This window comes from Chromobacterium vaccinii (assembly GCF_000971335.1).
Classification (GTDB): domain Bacteria; phylum Pseudomonadota; class Gammaproteobacteria; order Burkholderiales; family Chromobacteriaceae; genus Chromobacterium; species Chromobacterium vaccinii.
This window is the reverse complement of sequence record NZ_JZJL01000028.1, coordinates 25,465-43,639: the sequence shown is the minus strand read 5'-3', so window position 1 is coordinate 43,639 and position 18,175 is coordinate 25,465. Positions and strand designations below refer to the sequence as shown.

At 53.1% G+C, this 18,175-nt stretch carries 18 protein-coding genes; 6 read left to right on the top strand and 12 right to left on the bottom strand.

Features of this window, described 5'->3' with window-relative positions; translation table 11 throughout:
* The first annotated feature begins 42 nt into the window (after positions 1-42).
* The gene (locus tag VL52_RS24610) at positions 43-1,065 is read left to right on the top strand and encodes a hypothetical protein (protein WP_144410262.1); all 1,023 of its coding nucleotides are present in this window, start codon (positions 43-45) and stop codon (positions 1,063-1,065) included.
* Between the two features lie 140 nt (positions 1,066-1,205).
* Here the strand turns inward: VL52_RS24610 and VL52_RS24605 are convergent, their stop codons facing one another.
* The 5 genes from VL52_RS24605 to VL52_RS24070 all read right to left on the bottom strand — a co-directional run bounded on the left by VL52_RS24605 (position 1,206) and on the right by VL52_RS24070 (position 4,621).
* Positions 1,206-1,682 carry a hypothetical protein gene (locus VL52_RS24605; protein WP_144410261.1) on the bottom strand — a complete coding sequence of 159 codons (477 nt, stop codon included), beginning with the start codon at positions 1,680-1,682 and terminating at the stop codon, positions 1,206-1,208.
* A gap of 94 nt (positions 1,683-1,776) precedes the next feature.
* The gene (locus VL52_RS24600; RefSeq protein WP_144410260.1) at positions 1,777-2,607 is read right to left on the bottom strand and encodes a hypothetical protein; all 831 of its coding nucleotides are present in this window, start codon (positions 2,605-2,607) and stop codon (positions 1,777-1,779) included.
* A 277-nt stretch (positions 2,608-2,884) separates the two neighbouring features.
* Entirely contained in the window at positions 2,885-3,400 is a 516-nt protein-coding gene (locus VL52_RS14465) for a hypothetical protein (protein WP_046157672.1), read from the bottom strand.
* Positions 3,397-3,978: a transglycosylase SLT domain-containing protein gene (locus VL52_RS14460; RefSeq protein ID WP_046157671.1), complete on the bottom strand. Its 582-nt coding sequence runs from the start codon at positions 3,976-3,978 to the stop codon at positions 3,397-3,399. Before VL52_RS14460 ends, VL52_RS14465 begins: the two co-directional genes overlap by 4 nt.
* Before the next feature lies 1 nt (position 3,979).
* On the bottom strand, positions 3,980-4,621 hold the full coding sequence (locus VL52_RS24070; RefSeq protein WP_235429303.1) for a PAAR domain-containing protein: 642 nt from the start codon (positions 4,619-4,621) through the stop codon (positions 3,980-3,982).
* 266 nt (positions 4,622-4,887) lie between these two features.
* On the opposite strand from VL52_RS24070, the gene VL52_RS23380 reads away from it, so the two are divergent.
* A complete protein-coding gene (locus VL52_RS23380; protein WP_082113760.1) occupies positions 4,888-5,577 on the top strand; it encodes a BRO-N domain-containing protein in 690 nt (229 codons plus the stop codon).
* Between the two features lie 115 nt (positions 5,578-5,692).
* Here the strand turns inward: VL52_RS23380 and VL52_RS14445 are convergent, their stop codons facing one another.
* From VL52_RS14445 to VL52_RS14435, 3 genes are all read right to left on the bottom strand, one after another.
* Positions 5,693-6,841: a hypothetical protein gene (locus VL52_RS14445; protein WP_046157669.1), complete on the bottom strand. Its 1,149-nt coding sequence runs from the start codon at positions 6,839-6,841 to the stop codon at positions 5,693-5,695.
* A 250-nt stretch (positions 6,842-7,091) separates the two neighbouring features.
* Positions 7,092-7,934 (bottom strand): PhzF family phenazine biosynthesis protein, encoded by an 843-nt coding sequence (locus tag VL52_RS14440; RefSeq protein ID WP_046157668.1) that lies wholly within the window; start codon positions 7,932-7,934, stop codon positions 7,092-7,094.
* 157 nt (positions 7,935-8,091) lie between these two features.
* The gene (locus VL52_RS14435; RefSeq protein ID WP_046157667.1) at positions 8,092-8,514 is read right to left on the bottom strand and encodes an RrF2 family transcriptional regulator; all 423 of its coding nucleotides are present in this window, start codon (positions 8,512-8,514) and stop codon (positions 8,092-8,094) included.
* Between the two features lie 192 nt (positions 8,515-8,706).
* Between VL52_RS14435 and VL52_RS14430 the strand changes: the two genes are divergently transcribed.
* Together VL52_RS14430 and VL52_RS14425 are read left to right on the top strand one after the other, a co-directional pair.
* The gene (locus VL52_RS14430) at positions 8,707-9,681 is read left to right on the top strand and encodes an alpha/beta fold hydrolase (RefSeq protein WP_144410259.1); all 975 of its coding nucleotides are present in this window, start codon (positions 8,707-8,709) and stop codon (positions 9,679-9,681) included.
* A 366-nt stretch (positions 9,682-10,047) separates the two neighbouring features.
* The gene (locus VL52_RS14425) at positions 10,048-11,127 is read left to right on the top strand and encodes a calcium:cation antiporter (RefSeq protein ID WP_200896027.1); all 1,080 of its coding nucleotides are present in this window, start codon (positions 10,048-10,050) and stop codon (positions 11,125-11,127) included.
* A gap of 212 nt (positions 11,128-11,339) precedes the next feature.
* Here the strand turns inward: VL52_RS14425 and VL52_RS14420 are convergent, their stop codons facing one another.
* The 4 genes from VL52_RS14420 to VL52_RS14400 form a co-directional block, all read right to left on the bottom strand.
* Entirely contained in the window at positions 11,340-12,932 is a 1,593-nt protein-coding gene (locus VL52_RS14420) for an FAD-binding oxidoreductase (protein ID WP_046157664.1), read from the bottom strand.
* A gap of 487 nt (positions 12,933-13,419) precedes the next feature.
* Positions 13,420-13,599 carry a hypothetical protein gene (locus VL52_RS14415; RefSeq protein WP_046157663.1) on the bottom strand — a complete coding sequence of 60 codons (180 nt, stop codon included), beginning with the start codon at positions 13,597-13,599 and terminating at the stop codon, positions 13,420-13,422.
* 410 nt (positions 13,600-14,009) lie between these two features.
* Positions 14,010-15,146 (bottom strand): NHL repeat-containing protein, encoded by a 1,137-nt coding sequence (locus VL52_RS14405; RefSeq protein ID WP_046157661.1) that lies wholly within the window; start codon positions 15,144-15,146, stop codon positions 14,010-14,012.
* A 97-nt stretch (positions 15,147-15,243) separates the two neighbouring features.
* The gene (locus tag VL52_RS14400; RefSeq protein ID WP_046157660.1) at positions 15,244-17,022 is read right to left on the bottom strand and encodes a methyl-accepting chemotaxis protein; all 1,779 of its coding nucleotides are present in this window, start codon (positions 17,020-17,022) and stop codon (positions 15,244-15,246) included.
* A 462-nt stretch (positions 17,023-17,484) separates the two neighbouring features.
* On the opposite strand from VL52_RS14400, the gene VL52_RS24595 reads away from it, so the two are divergent.
* Complete coding sequence (locus VL52_RS24595) at positions 17,485-17,760, top strand: hypothetical protein (RefSeq protein WP_144410258.1); 276 nt, start codon at positions 17,485-17,487, stop codon at positions 17,758-17,760.
* Positions 17,726-18,142, top strand: a complete 417-nt coding sequence (locus VL52_RS14395; protein ID WP_021476421.1) for a PaaI family thioesterase — start codon at positions 17,726-17,728, stop codon at positions 18,140-18,142. The genes VL52_RS24595 and VL52_RS14395 overlap by 35 nt, the downstream gene beginning before the upstream one ends.
* Positions 18,143-18,175: the final 33 nt, after the last annotated feature.

The following is an 18,175-nucleotide window of genomic DNA, read 5'->3' as shown; positions in this document are numbered from 1 at the left end:
TGATAAAACCCCGTCATCGTAAAGGTGGCGGGGTTTTTTTTGATGAGTAAGATAAATTATACTGGATTGAAGTATATTTTTGAAAATTTTGATAAGTTAATATTATCAATAACCACTTTTTTCTTTTTGGCAGGTTTTTTTTGCCTAGCAATTTTTTTACATAAGCTTGGAATTGGAATGGTTTTTGATCTGACATTCTTGCCAGTTTATGGCGCTGTGTCGGTAATGCTCTCTTCAATTTTGGCAGTGTCACTCTTAATTCCTTACTTTATCGGAGTTTCCAGAGAAATCATTCCAAGCTTTAAAAATGGCCGTTTCTATGATCTTTCTTGGCGATATGTTGGGTGTGTTGTAATCCCGTTATTTATTTCAGCCTTTTTCTTTTACGGTGGTATTAGTTTCCCATTGCTTTGGGTTTGCCAGTTTTCTTCTCAACTTTTCTATGTAACTATTTTGTCTATTCGCTTTAGAGGTGGTTATCCTTGGCAAAGTTATTTTCATTTGAAAGAGTTTTTTGTTTTGTTATCTTTTTTCATGTTTTTTTCTGTATTTATAACGGTATTTTTTGCAATTGATTTAGGGTACGTGATTGAAATATTAATAGACAGGTCGAAGGGGGATGTTGAAGCTTTTTACCCCTATGTTTTTTATTGCGTTATATTTGTGATAATTTTATATTTGCCTATCCTTGTTGCTAGAGGTGGAAGTTATAATTTCGCTGTTATTTACTTTGCTGTTATGGTTTTTTTTGCTGTTATGGTTGGGTTTCCAGATTTTTTGGGTCAGCGAACTCTGAGACTTATTGGTAATGGAGGAGGTATTGTAAAGAAATATACGGTGCGAATGGAAGAAGTTGGTGTTATCCCTTTAAATGCAAAATCTATGTTTTGTGATGACTCTGTTAATTGTAATTTCACGATTCCGAGGCGAGTTTGCTTATGGTTTTCTACAGCGTCAGATCTTTATATTTCAGAAATAAGTGGGTTGGATGCGAGAAAAAATTTTTGCTCCTCCCCGCAAGGGAAGGTTTTTCCATTGGGAAAGACTTTTCTTATAGAACACTAATTTATTAGAGTGATAGATGGGCTGGGGAAATGAATTGTAATTTAATTGGTTTGGAGAAATATAATTTACAAAATGAGAGTAGGGGCTGCTTGTATTGTATTGCTTGTGGGGGATGAATGGTGAGACTGTTTGACTGATTTTTATAATGGAGTGTTTATTAATTCTGACAGTAATGGTTCAAGCGTATTCAGGCTTTGGTTGAAATTTTCAGAAATTAATGAAAAAGCATCTCTCATCTTTATTCTGATTTTGGCTGGAGATGTCATGTAGTCCTTGGCTATTTCTTTCTGACTACGTTCTATTTTTTGACCACAAGCCCAGCTACGAGCTAATTCGATTCGTAAAGAAAAATCCCAACTTCTAGGCAGAATAAGAGTTGCAACTTCTTTGATTGCTCGAATGTCTTGAGTATGAAAAGCCACTAACGCGGCTTGTTCTTTTTTTGGTAAATAGTAGATGATTAGTAAAATTTCATTTGCCAAAACTTTTCTATCAAGCTGAGAGATTTTAGGCCAGGCTGATTGTGTGTATTCCCCAAATCTTTGTGTTTTTACAAAAGAGGTCTCAGACATTTGAAGTGCAAATCCAACTAAGCTATTAGTGTTAGTGAATTGCATTTTATTCCCTTTGGATGCTAAATATTATCTCTTATTTTCTGCTATCTATTAGTTTGATTGTTCAATCACGTCTTGTGTTGTGACTGTATGATTTCTATTCTAGACTTAAAATGTAGGCGGCTAGCTGTGTAGGGTTGAATATTTTTATATTGAAATCACTTTCAAGCCAACTCCTGTGCGTGTAGTGCATAACTGAGTTGGTGCCTGCTTGCTTTCCTTGATCAAAAGTACAGAAAATATCATGATTGTGGCCATAGTGGGCTGCTATGGCATCTCCATCGGCCCATTCTGAAATCATTCTGGATATTTCTTTCTGTGATATGCAGCTGTGAGAGAATGCCCGGAATGGTCCTAAGTTCCATAGCTCAGGGTATTCATTTATTACTTGTGTTCCTAAATTTTTAATGGCGTATGATCCTAATCCTTTCTTTTCAAAAGCTAGAATGGCCTCGTTTGTTCGATTTAATCTATCGAGTAGTGCCTGTTCATTTTTTTCCATTGGCTTATACAGGCTTTCATCAAGCCTCAATGCGCCGATGCGTGGTGCGTTGATAAACTTGAACCCCAATAATAATGCTCGTTGAAGTGCATAAAGTAGTTCTTCATTTAATCCTGTGTGATGATTGTAATTGGGAACGATTGTTATTTTTTGAGTGATGACGTCTTGTTTGGATTCGTTAATTGAAAGATTCTGGTTTGATAAGGTAGTTTTGGTTGTAATGTTGCGGTGATATTCTTTTCTATTTGCTTTTTTAATTGCCTCCAATGTGATGATGACATCAGATATGTATGGCAGTACTCTGTTTTCTGTAATGGCTTGTAAGATTGCTGATAAGATTTCTTTTTGTGGATGTTCCTCTATTTTTTTGTCATTTGCAAGGAGCTCCCATACATTGGAGTCGAAAGTTACCGCTATTTTTTTCATTAAATTACCTCCGGTGTAATTGTTCCTGCTTATATTTACGTACCCATTTGATAGGCAGATATCTAGGTTATGATTTTTCCAGCAGACAGACTCATTTTTTTATTACCACAAAATGAATGAAAAATTGGCTCGGCTGTGGTGTGGAAATCTGTTTTCAAAATAATTTTCAAGAAGTTGCTGGCACTATATGAGTGTAAATATTTTCTATTTCTGATGGAAGAGATGCGAGTTATACCAGTTTTACAGTAATGTAAGATATAAGATTAGTGCGGCTATTTTAATTCTTTAGAAAAGTTATTTCATAGCCATGCTGACTAGGTCTGAGATCTGTGCCGAAGCTCTCGTCGGACTGTTTTTTATTTCCGGTAAGTTTATAGACGGTATAGATGTTGCTTGAGTCCCATTTTTTATCGGTTCGAAATATGATCATCATTTCATTGGGCTTGGTATATGCGATGGATGGTCTGATTTTTTCCGCAAAATCTATCCGGCCATTCTCGTTGATTGCCAGGCCTTTCATGTAATTGGATGTGAACTCTCCCGAAACAATAAAGGCCTTTTGTTTCTTTCCTGCGCATACTGCCTGAACGTCGCTGCCTCTCGACTCTTCTTCGGTGCTGAAGATGAATTCACGCTTGTTATTGTTTGATTGGATAAAGTAAAGGTATGTGTCGGCGACTTTTTTGTCGCGGCTAATGGTGATGGTGTTTTGGTTGGAAAGACGGCAACTTTGCACAGTTTCTGCGTTTGCGCTCAGGGAAAGCAGTACGATTGAAAATAAAAGGTATTTCATTTGACGCCGTCTCTCAATATTTGCATGGATTCTGGATTGTCTTTTAGTTTGTCAGCCATTGCTTTGATTTTTCTGTAATAGACACCGTTTCTAAGCCCTCTGTAATCCTTGTACGCTTCTGATATCGGGTCGTCAGTGCCTTTCTTTTTCTGTTTATTAATCAGTATCTGCAAATACTTGGTCCCGGTCTGAATGTTGATGGCATCGTTTAGCAGGGAGGGGCTGTCATGAAAGACATCCGCTTTCTTGAAGGCCTCTTGGTCAGTCAGTCTGTCGCTTCTCGGTTTTTGCATATTTTCCATTCGGTACATTTCCCGGATGGGGGCTTTGAGCAGCTGCATCAACCCTTTGGCGGAGCTATCGTTGTTGTGCGGGTTGGAGTCGAAGCGCGACTCCATGTAAATCTGGCAAATGATCAGATCGGTAGGCAAGGATGACTGATTGTTCTTCTCGACCAAGCTGCGGATTTCCTTCAATCGGGCGGTATCGTCTACTTCAACTTTTTGCGGAGCCGTGACGGACTTAGGCGTCAGCTTGTCCTTATGGGAGTGAATTTTCTTTTTTGGTTTGGGGGCCATCTCATTGATCCCAATGCGGATTGATCGGCGTGGGTTCCGGTTCGTATACGTGCAAGGTGACGGAGTCAGCTATATCTGAGGAAACTTTGGATGTCTTGCCCATGTCGTCAGTTTTGCCGCTGATGGTTTGCCCATTGGCCAGTTCAATAGTGTACGGCCAGTTGGGAAGCGGCGCGCCGTTCTTGTCGTGCACAATGAAATGTTGGTCGAACAGCTTCTCGCTCGCGCTGGCTGCTGTTAGCGCGGATGCGATTTGCGCAGGGGAGGGAGTGGCAACTGCGGCAGCGCCTGAGTCGACGTTTATCGTTGACTGTCCCTGCGATGCGATCAAGGTGGCGCCGCAGGAGGTTTTCATTCCTTCGATGGCGACGTTTTTGCCCATGAAGCTTGTATTCGCCGCGCCCTCCACGATCACAAACGTGCCTTTGCACTTTGGACAGCTGACTTTGTGGCCGACGCCTGCTGCAGGTTTGCCAAAGACGATGAGGGTAGGGAAGGCCTCAAGAACGGTACCACCATGATCAGTCTTGTCGCCGAGGCGGATAATGGGCTTGCTCATGATCGGTGCTAAGTGAAGGAATATTCTAGGATTTTCCATCAAGTTGCTTGCCGTGCCTGCCTGCCCTTCTTGCCAGTCTTCCAACTGTCATTTACTCTTGACCCTCCTGTACCTGGGTTCTAGCCTTGTCGAGTTGTGTTCAATAGCACGACCGGGTTTGGCGACCTGGGCTACATGGCAGACATGGCTGTTATCAAGCTGTGTTTGTCGCGCTCGCGCGCGCTCATGCACTCCATGGCGGGCCGGGTGGGGAGACCTCCGAGTCTGCCGGGTCCATGTAGCCGGTTCGCCAACCCCGCCTTGGCCTGCCACCCCCGTTTGGCGACGTGGGTGGCTGTGGAAACCACTACATGGAGGTTCTCTCAATGGAACATTCCGCCCATTTGCCCACATCCCCATCTTTGCGGGAATTCACTTTCCTCGATAAACCCTTTCATCTCCTGCATCGCCACAACGGCTTGTGGTTTTTTGCCGATGATGTCGCGGCGGCGATCAAGTGCCGCAGTACAGCGGCGCTGCTCAGTAAACTCAACAAAGAAGAAGTCCGAACCATGCCGCTGGGTGGCGGGGAGGTGGTTTGCCTGTCGGAAACCGGCGTGGCCACGGCGATCCGGCGCTATCGCAAGCCTGCGGCGCGGCGGTTTCGGCGCTGGCTGGAGGAGGAGTTGCTGCCGGCTTTGCGGCGGGAGGGCGAGGAGGCACTGACGGCGGATCAGCTGGAGCTGGCCTTGGCGCTGGCGGCGGAGGCGGCGCGGCAGGTGAGCCGGGCGGTGCTGGATGCAGTGTTGGAAAACGGCGAGGCGTGCTGGCAGCATACGCGCTGGCTGGTGACGCTGGACTATGAGCGGCATAACCGCCAGAAACACCCGCTCGGCCGCATGATGGGCCTCAACAGCTCCGTCGCCACCTTGGATGCTTTGGCCGAGCTGATCGCCGTGCCGGACGGCATGCCGGCAACCGATACCGAGCTGGTCAAACTGGCGGCGGCCTGTCATCTGAGATTGGCGGAGCGGATGAGCTTGCGGGTGGCCGATGAGTGATTCGTAGAGTGCGTCACCCCAAAGGGGCGACGTACCTTTTCTTTTTCTCAGCTATTAACCCGGAGAAATCTGCCGGCCGTGAGTCATTCTGATATCTTAACTGCAGCATGGCGTGCTAGATCGGGGGCTCATTTCCATGAGCCATATTTTTTTCCAGCACCATGAAGGCGCCAGCTTTTTGAAGTGTTGGTTTTAGTATAAAGGTAATTCCTTTAGAGCGGACGATCTCGTCAACAGTAAATGCGCCACTGGTTACCATGGCAACCACAGGATTATCTTCTCGGCTGGCATCTTCAAGTTGTTGCTTGTCTAGGATTGAAGCCATCTTGTCAGCCAGTAATGCTCGTAGCTGTTCTTGAGCCGGTGCCGCATTTTTGTTCAGATTGTTTAAGAAGTCTCGTTGAATTGATCCGAACTCCGACCAAAAGGCTTCAGGCTTTTCGTTTGCAGCAATCGGATATTTTTTCTTGCCAGCATCAATGAATTGCCTAACTTTAGCCTCTATTTGATCCGGCGTTTCTATTTGATAGTCTAAGGTGTATTTCTGCGTAATTGCTCTTGCCAAGGCCAACTTGTCTTGAATATAGGTTGGGTTTGACTCTATGCTGTATTGATCTGGACGAATATCTTTTAACACTGCAGGGAGGATCGTGCCCTGTACCGAACAAAGCATGGTCGATTCTTGTGGCGCGCCGTCACTCTTTTCTATCATAAGCAGCCGCTCTGCCGTACCTGGTCTGGTTGGCTCGCCGGCTGCCGACGCAGAGCCAGAAAACCACTCGGTAGGTTCCTGTTTGACGATTTTCCATTCGTTCCTAGTATAGGACTCTTTATCCTTATGTAGCTTTTGGGCTACCTCTTGAGGCAGCTGGCGGTATACGTTATCAGGCAGCCCCTTTACGACAAATCCCCAATAGTAATAACGACCTAGCCTACCAAGATTGCTATAGTTGTCTTGGTAGCCAAGGATGGTTAAGGTGCCAACCTGCAATGGATGAGTAAAGCGCACCGTGCTAGGAGCGCCATCCTTAAGCCGATCTCCGACCTTGAAATTTAAAAAGTTCTGCTGCTGTTCAACGGGGGCAAGCTGTTTAGCCTCTTCTGCATGTTCGTTGAGGTAGCTAAAAAAAGATGCATCGCAAAGGGAGAATTTTTTTAGCATATTGGCGTCGTCGAGCCCACCCGAAAAAGCAGAAGATGAGGCTGTTGCCATGATTCCAATCAATATGGAGGTGACTAATTTTTGGGGGGAGAGCTTAAGCATTTCTTTTCCTATTAACATGCTGCATGCATCTTATCAGTAAAGTTTGGTCTGTAAAATATTAGAATGATTAACCTTCTCCAGGTGGCGTGCGGCGCTGATGTCTGTCTAGTTCCTGATAGTTGTAAGTGATGAGCTAGTAGCGTTGCGGCGGATCTCCCGGTGTTGCCGGGATCCCGCCCTGTGGGGTGGGGCATTGCATTTTGAGGGGCATTTTGCCGCAAGATGCCAAGCCTGCTTCGAAGCCGGGCGGCTATAGCGTTAGACGGCCTTCAATGCAGGTTACGGTATTGCCGCCGATCCACACATCGTCGCCCACCTGCTCCACCTCGATGCACCCGGCGCGTCCCATGCTCAAGCCCTGGCTGACGCGATAGCACGCTGGAGCCATGCCGGCCCCGAGCAGCCACTGGGCAATGCCGGCGTTCAGGCTGCCGGTGGCGGGGTCCTCTGGCATGCCATCGTCTGCGATAAAGGCCCTCACCTCGAACTGCGCATCGCTATCGTCATGCTGCGGATCGCAAGGCGCAATCACCCCCACCGCCAGCCCGCTCAACGCCGGATAGTCGGGTTTGAGGTCCAGCACCTGTTGGCGCTTGGAGAGCATCACGGCCAGCCAACCCGCGCCGTTGTCGACCCACTGGGCATCTACAATCGACCCGGGCGCCAAGCGCAAGCCCAGGCGCACCCGCTCCAGAAGTTCGGCCGCCACTGGCCCGGAGCGCAGCAAGGGGGGCGCAAGAAACGCCAACTGCTTCTCCTTGCGGCGAATCCGAATCAGTCCCACCTCGCATTCCTGGATGACGTCCTTTTCCTTCGGCATTCCGCCGGACTCCAGCCAGGCGTGGCAACTACCCAAAGTGGGATGACCAGCGAACGGCAGTTCATCCAGTGTCGAGAAGATCCTAAGGCGATAGTCAGCCCGCGGATCTCTGGGTTGAAGAATGAAGGTGGTTTCGCTGAGATTGGTCCAGTTGGCAAAGGCCGCCATCTGCTGATCATCAAGCCTATCCGCATCGAAAACTACGGCCACCGGGTTGCCCTTAAGAGGGGTGGAGCTGAAGACATCGACCTGCTTGAAGCTCATGGAATTCATGGAATGTTCTGTTCACGCACGGGTAGGGCCGCTAGTCTACGCGCAGTTCCCCATGAGCCGCTGTTAATGGGCGTCATATTTGTCTCCGTCAACCGCTCCCAAGCCATCAAAACCTGTTTGGTCCGCGCCTTGCTGGTGATAGAGGCCTCCATGCTGCTCAGCCTGCCGATGCTTTCGCGCGCTGCGCCAAATCGGAAAGACGTATCTGCGCGAGATGCTGAAGCAACGCCTCTTCAGCCGAGCTCAAGGCGGCGTCGAGCACCTGGTTGACCGTGGTTTCTACTGGGCAGGCCGGATTGTCATTAGCCGCGCTGATCGCAAACGCGCTCTTGTGCGTGATAGCCACGTAGATGTCCCGCACCGTCAGATCTGCCAGTTCGCGGCAAAGAGTCCAGCCACCCTTGGGGCCAGGAATCGACGCGACATAGCCGGCTTCGCGCAGGGCGGCCATGGTGCGCCGAACGAGCGAGGGCTGGGTGTGCAGCATTTGCGCGATGGTTTCGGAAGTGGTGGCGCCGCCGCGCAGATGCATATGGATGAGCACGTGCAGGAGCCGGGCTAGCCGAGTATCTCTTTGCATAATTCTTTAGACCCGCTAACAAAACCCCTGATCCTGCGTTGCGCCTCCTTGTCGTACTCTCTGTACTGCCTGCGTCGGCGCGCCTTGGCTCAGGGACTCTGCGAGGTTTTGTTAGCGGTTCTTAGTGGTGGAAATTCGTTACAGTTAATGTTACGGTTTAGCGTGACTTTAGGCAACTATCGGAGCGCGATCATGTCTGCATTCAATCAGTCCATTCTTGAAATCAACGGCATTCGCCTGAGCGTCGCCGCGCAGGGCGCCGGGCCGCTGGTATTGCTGCTGCATGGATTTCCCGAGACGTCGCACGCGTGGCGGCACCAGCTGGCGGCCCTGTCGGCCGCCGGGTTTCGTGCGCTTGCGCCGGATCTGCGCGGCTACGGCGCCAGCGAGAGCCCGGAGAATCCGCAGCAGTACACAAGCCTGGACATCGTTGGCGATCTGGTGGGGATCTTGGACGCGCTAGCGGAGGCGGAGGCGGTGGTGGTCGGGAATGATTGGGGGGCAACTATCGCATGGCAGGCCGCGCAGCTGCGGCCAGACCGCTTTCGCGCCGTGGTCGCCCTCGGCGTGCCGATGATGGGTCGGGCGCCGATGGCCCCAAGCCGGCTGTTTCCGTTAAGCGGGCAGGCGTGGTTTTACACGCATTATTTTTCCCAGGCAGGGCTGGCGGAGAATGAATTCGAGCGCGACGTTGCCGCCACGCTGCGGAAAATCTATTTTTGGGCCTCGGGCGAGGCCGGCCCGCGTGACGGCCGGACGCCGAATCCTTTCGGAATGGTTGCGCGTGAGGCGGGGCTGCTGGATGCCTTGCCCGACCCCGGAGCGCTGCCCAATTGGCTGGATGGCGCGGACTTCGATGCGTTTGTGAGCGCATTCACGGCGTCGGGTTTTCGCGGCGGCTTGAACTATTACCGCAATCTGGATCGCAATGGGGATCTGCAAGCGGCATTCAACGGCATGCTTGTCCAGGTTCCTGCTTTGTATCTGGTCGGCGAGCACGACCCAGGGCTGGCGATGCCGGGCATGCGCGGCATCATCGACGCCATGCCGAAGCTCGTGCCCGATCTTCGGGGCTCCCAAATCATTCCTGGAGCGGGCCACTGGTTGCAGCAAGAAGCCTCCGATCAGGTTAACGCGGTTTTGATCGAGTTCTTGCGCAGGCTGTAGGGTGCGTCGCCGCCCTTCCAAGGCGGTGCGACGCACCGTTTGTTTCCATACCTCTCAAATATTGATCTGGCGAGATGTGCCGGCGGTACGTCGCCCTTGCGGGGGCGCGCACTCTGCCATTGGCCGGGTGGATGAGCTTGTGAGTGGGTGAGGCGTGATAGATGCCGGATCGACGCGCCGTTTGTTTACAAAGCCTGAACCCATGGGCCGTGTCGTGGTCTATTTACTTAATGCTGCTATGCTGTGGCTAAAGCAGCCTCCATGCTGGTTTCTCGATTGCTCTCCCAGAACGGTTGCCTATCTCGCCCTGGTTAGGTCTTTGCCGGGCGAGTCATGCGGCCGTTCGCCAACAATAAGGAAAATCCATTGACTCATAACTCGATTCCGCGCTGGACCATTGTCACCCCTGTCTTGGCCTGGGCCGCCATCGCCGCGTCTTCGGCGGCCGGCGGGCATGCTTTCTATCTGACGCTGCTGGCGGTGTTGCTGGCGGGGACGGTGTTTGCCGCCGTGCACCACGCCGAGGTGGTGGCGCATAAGGTGGGCGAGCCTTTCGGCACCCTGATCCTGGCGCTGGCGGTGACGGTGATCGAGGTGGCGCTGATCATTTCCTTCATGCTGGGCGGGGGCGAGGAGAAGCTGGCGCTGGCGCGGGACACCATTTTTTCCGCCATCATGATCACCTGCAACGGCATTCTGGGCATTTGCCTGCTGCTGGGCGGCTTGCGCCATCGCGAGCAGAACTTCCAGCTTAGCGGCGCCAAGGCGGCCTTGACCGTGCTGGCGGCGATTTCGGTATTGGCGCTGGTGCTGCCCAACTATGGCACCAGCCAGCCAGGGCCCTTGCTGTCGTCCTCGCAGCTGGCTTTCACCGGGGTGGTATCGCTGGTGCTGTACGGCGCTTTCGTGTTTGTGCAGACCATCCGCCACCGCGATTATTTCCTGGTGGAAGGCAGCCATGACGAGGATGAGCACGCGCCGCCGCCGTCCAACAAGGTGGCCATGCTGGCCGTGGCAATGCTGCTGATTTGCCTGGTAGCGGTGGTGACCCTGGCCAAGCTGCTGTCGCCGTCGATTGAGAGCTTCGTGGTGGATGCCGGCGCGCCGGCCGCGGTGGTGGGCATCATCATCGCAGCCCTGGTGCTGCTGCCGGAAGGGCTGGCCGCCGCCAACGCGGCGCGGGCGGACCGGGTGCAGACCAGCCTGAATCTGGCCTTGGGCTCGGCGCTGGCATCCATCGGCTTGACCATTCCCACGGTGGCGATGATTTTCGTGTTCATGGGCGAGCCGCTGATCCTGGGCTTGGAAATCAAGGAAACCATCTTCCTGCTGCTGACTCTGGTGGCGTGCTCCTTGTCGCTGTCGGTAGGGCGCACCACCATTTTGCAGGGCATCGTGCATCTGGTGATCTTCGCGTCTTTCGTGTTCTTCGCGATCAGCCCCTGAGCGCATCTCGGGGGTAAAGAAAAAGCCGCCGGCATCCGCGCTGGCGGCTTTTCTGTTTATGATCAGCCAGTAGGCTGGGCTGCACGAAATAAAGCCCGAGGCTTCCGAGGCTTACCGAGACGATTTGGTATGGCTTGGGTTCGCTTGTTGCTTCCATCCTTCGCCGTTGGTTGCGTGAACGAGTCCGCGTAGTGCTGAACGCAGGCGACGCCCTATTCGATGGGAATGGATTGCGCGTGGTGGAAGTAGTTTTGCGGATCCCATTTTCGTTTCACCTGAACCAGGTTGCGCGGCGCGTTGCGGTAGTTTTCCTTGAAATACAGCTGCATGGCCTGATCGATCTTCCCGTTTTCATGGGTGCCCAAGTCGCAATCCGGGTAGTTGTAGTAGCAGCCGTCCACCACGCCGTTCTTGTCTTGCTCCGGATTGGGCGTGCCGCCATATTCGGCGTACACCGATTGATAAAAGCCGCTAATCCAGTCCAGATGCGCCTGGGCCTGCTCCTGGTAACGGGACTGTCGGCTTTGCCCCGGCGCGGAGGCGTTGTTCCAATAGGTTTGGTATTGCAGTTTCAGGATAGCGCTGCGTTGCGGCACCGGGGTGGCGCTGCTGCTGCGCTCGTTGACCGCGCCGCCGTAGCTATCCACTTGCAGCAGGCTTTGCGCCAAGGCGCCATCCTCCAGCCCTTCCGGTTTCTCATGCAGCCAGCGGAAAATCTCATCCTTTTGGTTTTGTGGAAAGCCTTTATTCATATAGGCGGACTTGTATTTGCCAAACTGGTTGGGGCCGGAGCCATTGACTGTTTGCAGCGCTTCCAGATAGGTTAAATGCTGCGCGCTGAGACTGGCGTGCAGCGTGTTCATCCAGCCGGGATGGCCGCCCATGGGCCGGCGCAGGACAGTTGCGGGGGCAATGGCAGCAAAGCGTTGCTGCAGGCTCTGGATGCGGGCCTCAGCCTGTTGGCAATGCTGGTGAAAGCTGGCGCCGACGGGCGAGGCGATTTGCACAAGCAGGCCGATTTGCCCGTTATCGACATGGTTCAGTTTCAGCAAGCTGAAATCGCTGTTGGGCATCTGCATGACGAAGTCGGTGTATTCGTCCAGCAATTGGCTGAAGGCTTGTGTGTTGATTTGATCCCAATCCCAGGCAAGCGTGAACTGCGTGGCATGGTCTGGCGCATCCGGCAGCGCGGCAAAATAATAGCGAACGATCACGCCGAAATTGCCGCAGCCGGCGCCGCGCAAGGCCCAGAACAAATCGCGTTCCTCTTGGCTGCCGCTTTGCTCGGACACATGGCGCAATTTCGCCTGAGCCCGCGCCTCGTCCCAAGTCACGATGTCTACAGCGCTTAGATGGTCGACGGTCAAACCATGCAAACGGGACAGCAGGCCGTAGCCGCCGCCTGTGATATGCCCGCCCGCGCCCACCGAATAGCAGGAGCCGGCAGGCAGAGTTTTGCCATAGCCATTGAGCAGGGCGCGGTACACGCCCCAGTTTTCGCAGCCGGCATCGACAAAATACGCATTGCGCTCCGCATCGAAACCCACCTGATTCAGGGCAGACATGTCGATGACGGCGCGGGTGCTGTCGTTGTAGACAAAGTTTTCGTAGCAGTGACGGCCGGAGGCGATTTTCACGTCGCGGCCATATGCGCTTAATGCCGCGCCGACAGACTCCTCTGCCTGCTCATGGCGCGTCGGCACGTAAACGGCTTGCAGCTGAGGCGCGAACCAGCGCCTGTCAAAGCCTTGCTTGTCGCTCAAGATCAGCGGCTGACGGCCGCCACGCGTTGGTGCTTGCTTCATATCGCCGCTCCTTTGCGCTGCCGGATTTCCTGCGGATCATTGTGGATGCCGCGTTTGGCGATTGATGCCAAGCGGCAATCAATCCGTCCCTCGTGCAGGAGGCACTCTTATTTATATTGCTAGGTTATTAAAATACAAATAAGTATGCGTTTGCACTTAGGCTTGCCCCTGGCCATTGCCGCAAGCGCTGAAATACGCTTGATGCGATTTTGCGGCTGGGGTGGAAGTTTGCTGAGGCGGCAGGATACCGCGCTCCGCTTGGCTCGCGATATCGAACTGGTGAATGCGGCTTGCCATTTGCGCTTGGCGGCATGGACCGGCCTGCGGGCGGCGTGGCAGGACACGTCATCTCAGCGAGGAGGCGCGCCGCTTGTTTTTTGCTATGAGGGCATGCCTTTTGCGAAGCATGCGGAGCTTCGCGCCATAAGGGAGGGCCGCGTGGCGGAAGTTGGCGGCAGGGAGGCTGGAATTGCCTCGCGGCGCGCGATCAGACGGAGGTGATCAGCGCGTCAGCTTGATAGCTTGCGGTTTCAATGCCCGAGGCCGAGCTGAAGGTTACCTGGAAGCGGCGGCCAATTTGCCTGATGGACAAGACTTTGAACGAGACGATCAGATTGTCGATTTGCTGGGTGATCAGGTCACCCTGTTTCAGTTCCTGAATTTTCATGGTTTATTTTCCAACGCCCATGCTTTTGGCATGGGTTGAGATTGTTAAAGCGCGTCCCTTTGGCAAGGACGGCTTGCGATATTTTCATGAGTTCTGCCCGGGTGTCATGGAGGCTGCGAGACAACGGATTCCAATCAGTCGCCGCCGGTTCAATATGTTTGGCTTGGCGGCTTGCAATGGACTGCTGGCTAGGCTTGTGACAACTACCTTCGCGTGCCAACAACTGATGATTTGGAGGAGGCTTGGCTAGAGAAGAGGAGCGTGACGGCTCGTTTGAGCTGGACAACATGAAGCGATTTCGGTCGATTCTCCTGTTAATTTTTTGATTTGTCAATATTTTTCGAATAATCAGGATGCCTCATCACGTGATGAGGCATCCCGTCTGGCAGGCGAGGCAGATGCGCAGGTTCTTAGCGCCCCAGCTCCGGTCCGTGGTAACGGACGGTTTGGCCTGGGATGCCGCAGCCCCATAGCGAATAGGCGTCCGCCATTTCATTGATGCCCTCGCCGTACGGAGAGAAGGCAGGAGTCAAGTGCGCGAGGCAGCAGGCGCCCAGCTCGGTGGCGTAAAGGCTGCGCCCGGTGCAGAGCACGCGATGGGTCATGCTCTGTTGCGTAGGAAAGGCGATGGTTTGCTGGGGGCCGATCTGGCTGTAGTCTTCGTTCAGCACGACCTGCACCACGCCGTTGAGAGCGGCGTCGTCGGCCATCGATGAGGCCAGCAGATAGATCGTATTTGACTTGGATGGGTCGGGCGAGAACCCCAGATGGATGAAAGAGGCTCCCTTGGCTGGGCCGGCGGTGAGTTGAAACCAATCGATCTCGCCATTGCCCAGGATACGGCCGAAACTGCCGTTTCCGCCTGAGGTGTTGCCCAGAAGGGCGAGCCACAGGTTGCCGTCCGGTCCTGGCACCATGCCGACCGGGGTATTGCCGATCTCCCCGGGGATGCCGATTTCGCTGGGCGCTTGCGCAGGGTTGGCGGGGATGCGAAACAGCGCGCTGGATTGATCCAGGGTGGCATAGACATCCCCGCTGGCGGGGTGCACTTGTACGAAGATTGGCCGGGGCGGGCAGGGGATGATCCGTGGATGGTCGGGGTCATGGGTGTCCACCCGCGCCACGTGGTGGCTGTCCTTGCAGGAGGCCCACAGGATGTCGCCGTCCTCCGCGACGACGTGGGGGCCGCGGGCGGGTTCCGGCAACTGGATTCTTTGCAGTGTTCTGGGGGCGGCCGCCAAGTCGTGCGCGACCGGGTCGATCAGCAGCAGCTCCGATTGAAACTGCAGCGTGACCCACAGGCAGCCGGGATGGCGTTTCGACACCGTCAGCCCATGCAGGCCGGAGAATGGATTATCGATGACGTGGACGACGGATTCGATGGGCCGCCCTGTGCCGGGATCCATCCGCATTTTCACCAAACCGCCGGATGGCTGCTGCGAGATGAGGATAAGGTCCGGCGCGATGGATACGACTTCGTGCGTTTGACTGGATGCGGGGAGAGGGTACTCGATGACGCGTTTGAAGCTTGGCTTGGCGGCAGACATGGATGTTTCCTCAATCATATGAAGGGGAGCTGGCATTCCGGCGAATGGGACGCGTCGCAGCAATGAGGCGACGCGCCGCCATGCGTGGCGGACGCGGTCATGATTTGGCGTTCGTCTTCAGGTTGTTCAGCGAGGCCTCAAGCGTTTTTATCCTGCCGATGGATTCGTCCACCAGATCGGCGATTTCCTTTGACGACTTGGTCGATTCGATGGACAGCTTCCTTACCTCGTCCGCCACCACCGCGAAGCCTCTGCCCATTTCTCCGGCTCGGGCGGCCTCTATGGCGGCGTTCAGCGCCAGCAGGTTGGTCTGCGCGGCAATGTCGTTGATGGTGCCGATAATCGACGATATCTTTTCGCTGGAAGAAATGACCTGGCGCATTTCCTGATCGGTCACTCTTTCCGCTTCCATCTTGGCGGTGACGTCGACTCCATAGGTCACGATATTTTTGACGACCCCATGCTGGGAGGTGAGAGGGCAGATGGTGACGTTCATCAGCACCATCGATCCGTCTTTCTTCCTCATCTTGAACTCTTCGGTCAGCATTTCGCCTTTGAGCGCGCGGCTGAAATTCTCCGACCCTATGATTTCCGACAGCGGGCGGGCGTGCTGCTGGAGCTCTTCATTGCTCTTCAACTCCAGATGGGAAACCATGTATTCATTGCCTTGCAGCACCTTGCCTTCGGTGTTCCATTCGCAGATGGCGTTGGACATGCCTATTGCGGCGAATTTTTTGCTGTATTCCTCTTCCCGCTCCTTGGTTTCGGTGATGTCGGCCTGGATGGAGATGTAGTTCGCCAGGCTGCCGGTTTCGTCGAACACCGGGTTGATGGCCAGCGAAACCCAATAGGGCTTGCCCGCCTTGGTGTAGTTGAGGATTTCTCCGTGGAAGGGGTGGTGCTCCCACAGGCAGGCTCCGATTTTCCGGACGGTGTCCGGATTGGTGTCTGCGCCCTGCAGAATGTGCCCCGGCTTCTTGCCGATGATCTCATCGGCCGCGTAGCCGCTCATTTTCGAGAAGCCGTCGTTGGCGAAGATGATCAAGCCATTTTTGTCAGCCACAAGCGCCGAGTTATCGGTCTGGTTGATGATCAGCGACATCAGTTTGCTCGAGTTTCTGGCCTTCACCGCCTCGGTGATGTCGGTGGCGTATTTTACGATTTTTATGATCTTGCCGTCAGGGTCGAAGATCGGATTGTAGGTGGCTTGAATCCAGATCCTCCGGCCATTCTTCGCCACGCGGCAGAATTCTCCTTCGTGAAACGCGCCTTTTCTCAGGCTGTCCCAGAAACGCTGGTATGCCTCGCTTTGGCTTTCTTCTGGCAGAACGAATAGCTTGTGGTGCTTTCCCACGATTTCCTGCTCGTCATAATTCAGCGCCTGGCAAAAATTCTGATTGGCGCGCGAGACTATCCCATCGGTGGTGAACTCGATCACCGCTTGCGAGCGGTTGATGGCTTCAATCTGGCCAGTCCGGTCGGCGGCGATCATGACGTCGCTGGTGATGTCGGTTGCGAACTTGATGACGCTGGCGACGCGGCGACCTTTTCGGATCGGGATGTAGGAGGCCTGTATCCAGACATCTTTCCCATTTTTGGCAATGCGCCTGAATTGGGCTGTTTGATGCTTCCCTTGTTGCAGCTCTGTCCAGAACTGTTGGTAGGAAGCGCTGCTTTTTTCGCTTTCCGGCAAAAACATGCCGTGATGTCTGCCGACAACTTCATTCAGCGAATATCCCATCAGGTCCAGGAAAATGGGATTGGCGTCGATGACGGTGCCGTCGGGCTTGAATTGTATGACGGCCTGCGCGGCGCCGATCGCCTTGACGATATCCTGATAGCTTCCCGTGCTCGAAAAGTGTTTGGTGATCTCCATTTTCGCTTTTCCTGTTTTTATCTCCGATGAGCGAAGTCGATATTGTTGGTTGGCCGGATCGTTTCCCTTGTGGCGTAATTTGTAACGAATCATTTATGATCTAATGTTGTTTTTCAATTTAATGCATTTAATTCTAACTCTTTGCAGTGCGGACCCGCGCATGCTTGCCTTTTGCCTATTCGGATAGATGGAAATGCATGCGTTGATTACCATTCTTTCTAGATCAGAAGCTTATTATCCGCATGGCATTTCAATGGGTGATTGGATTGGGTCGAGGCTGGGCGCTGCCTGTTTGGGGTTGTCAATCGGCATGGGCGGGGCGAGAAGACAAGGCTTGGCTTCAGGGCGAGGGGTTTGGGGCCACATTTGAGAAAATCTGCGCATCGGAATTTCGCCGGCTTGACGACTCTTCCATTCTCCGCGGCCGGATTTTGGGTTGACGGTTATGGAGGAGAGGTGGGTATGTGGTATTTACTGTCAAGTAAATCTCCCTATTTTAAGCGGGTGCTTTGGAAGATATATTCACTTTTCCCGGCAAAAGGTACAGTTGAAAATGGTACTGACATGAAATGTCTCCGCCTGTCAAAAATGATTGTAGTTAATGTGGCCAGTTCTCTGAAAAAGCGCTTGTTGAATGGTTTTGATAAGCATAATCTATTCGCCAAAAGGATGAATCAGAACAATGAATACGGAGGAGCGTTGAATGGAAAAAGCGCCGCTATTGCTGGAAACGGTTGAGCAGGCTGTCAGGATTTTGCAAGAGTCTCCGTTTGTCGCGATCTGGAATTATCAAGTATTAAGCGTGCAAGCCGGGAAAGTGGATTTGGCGCTGCCGGCACAGCCTCAATTTTATCGTCCCGGGGGCATTATCCAGGGAGGCTGTCTGATGACCTTGGCGGACACGGCGTTTTGGCTGGCGGCCATGACAGAGTTGGGCATTGATGCTCCCATCGTCACTCTGGAAATGAAAACCAATTTTCTGCGGGCGGCTCAGGCTGACGTTTATTGCCGCGCCGAGGTGATGAAAAGCGGCAGGCGCGTTACCTACGGCACAGCCACCATCACAGATGGAGCGGGTCAAACGCTGTCGCATCACACCTTGACCTATCTCTCCGCCTGAACCCATTGCGGGGCACAACTTCATCGGTCGGAC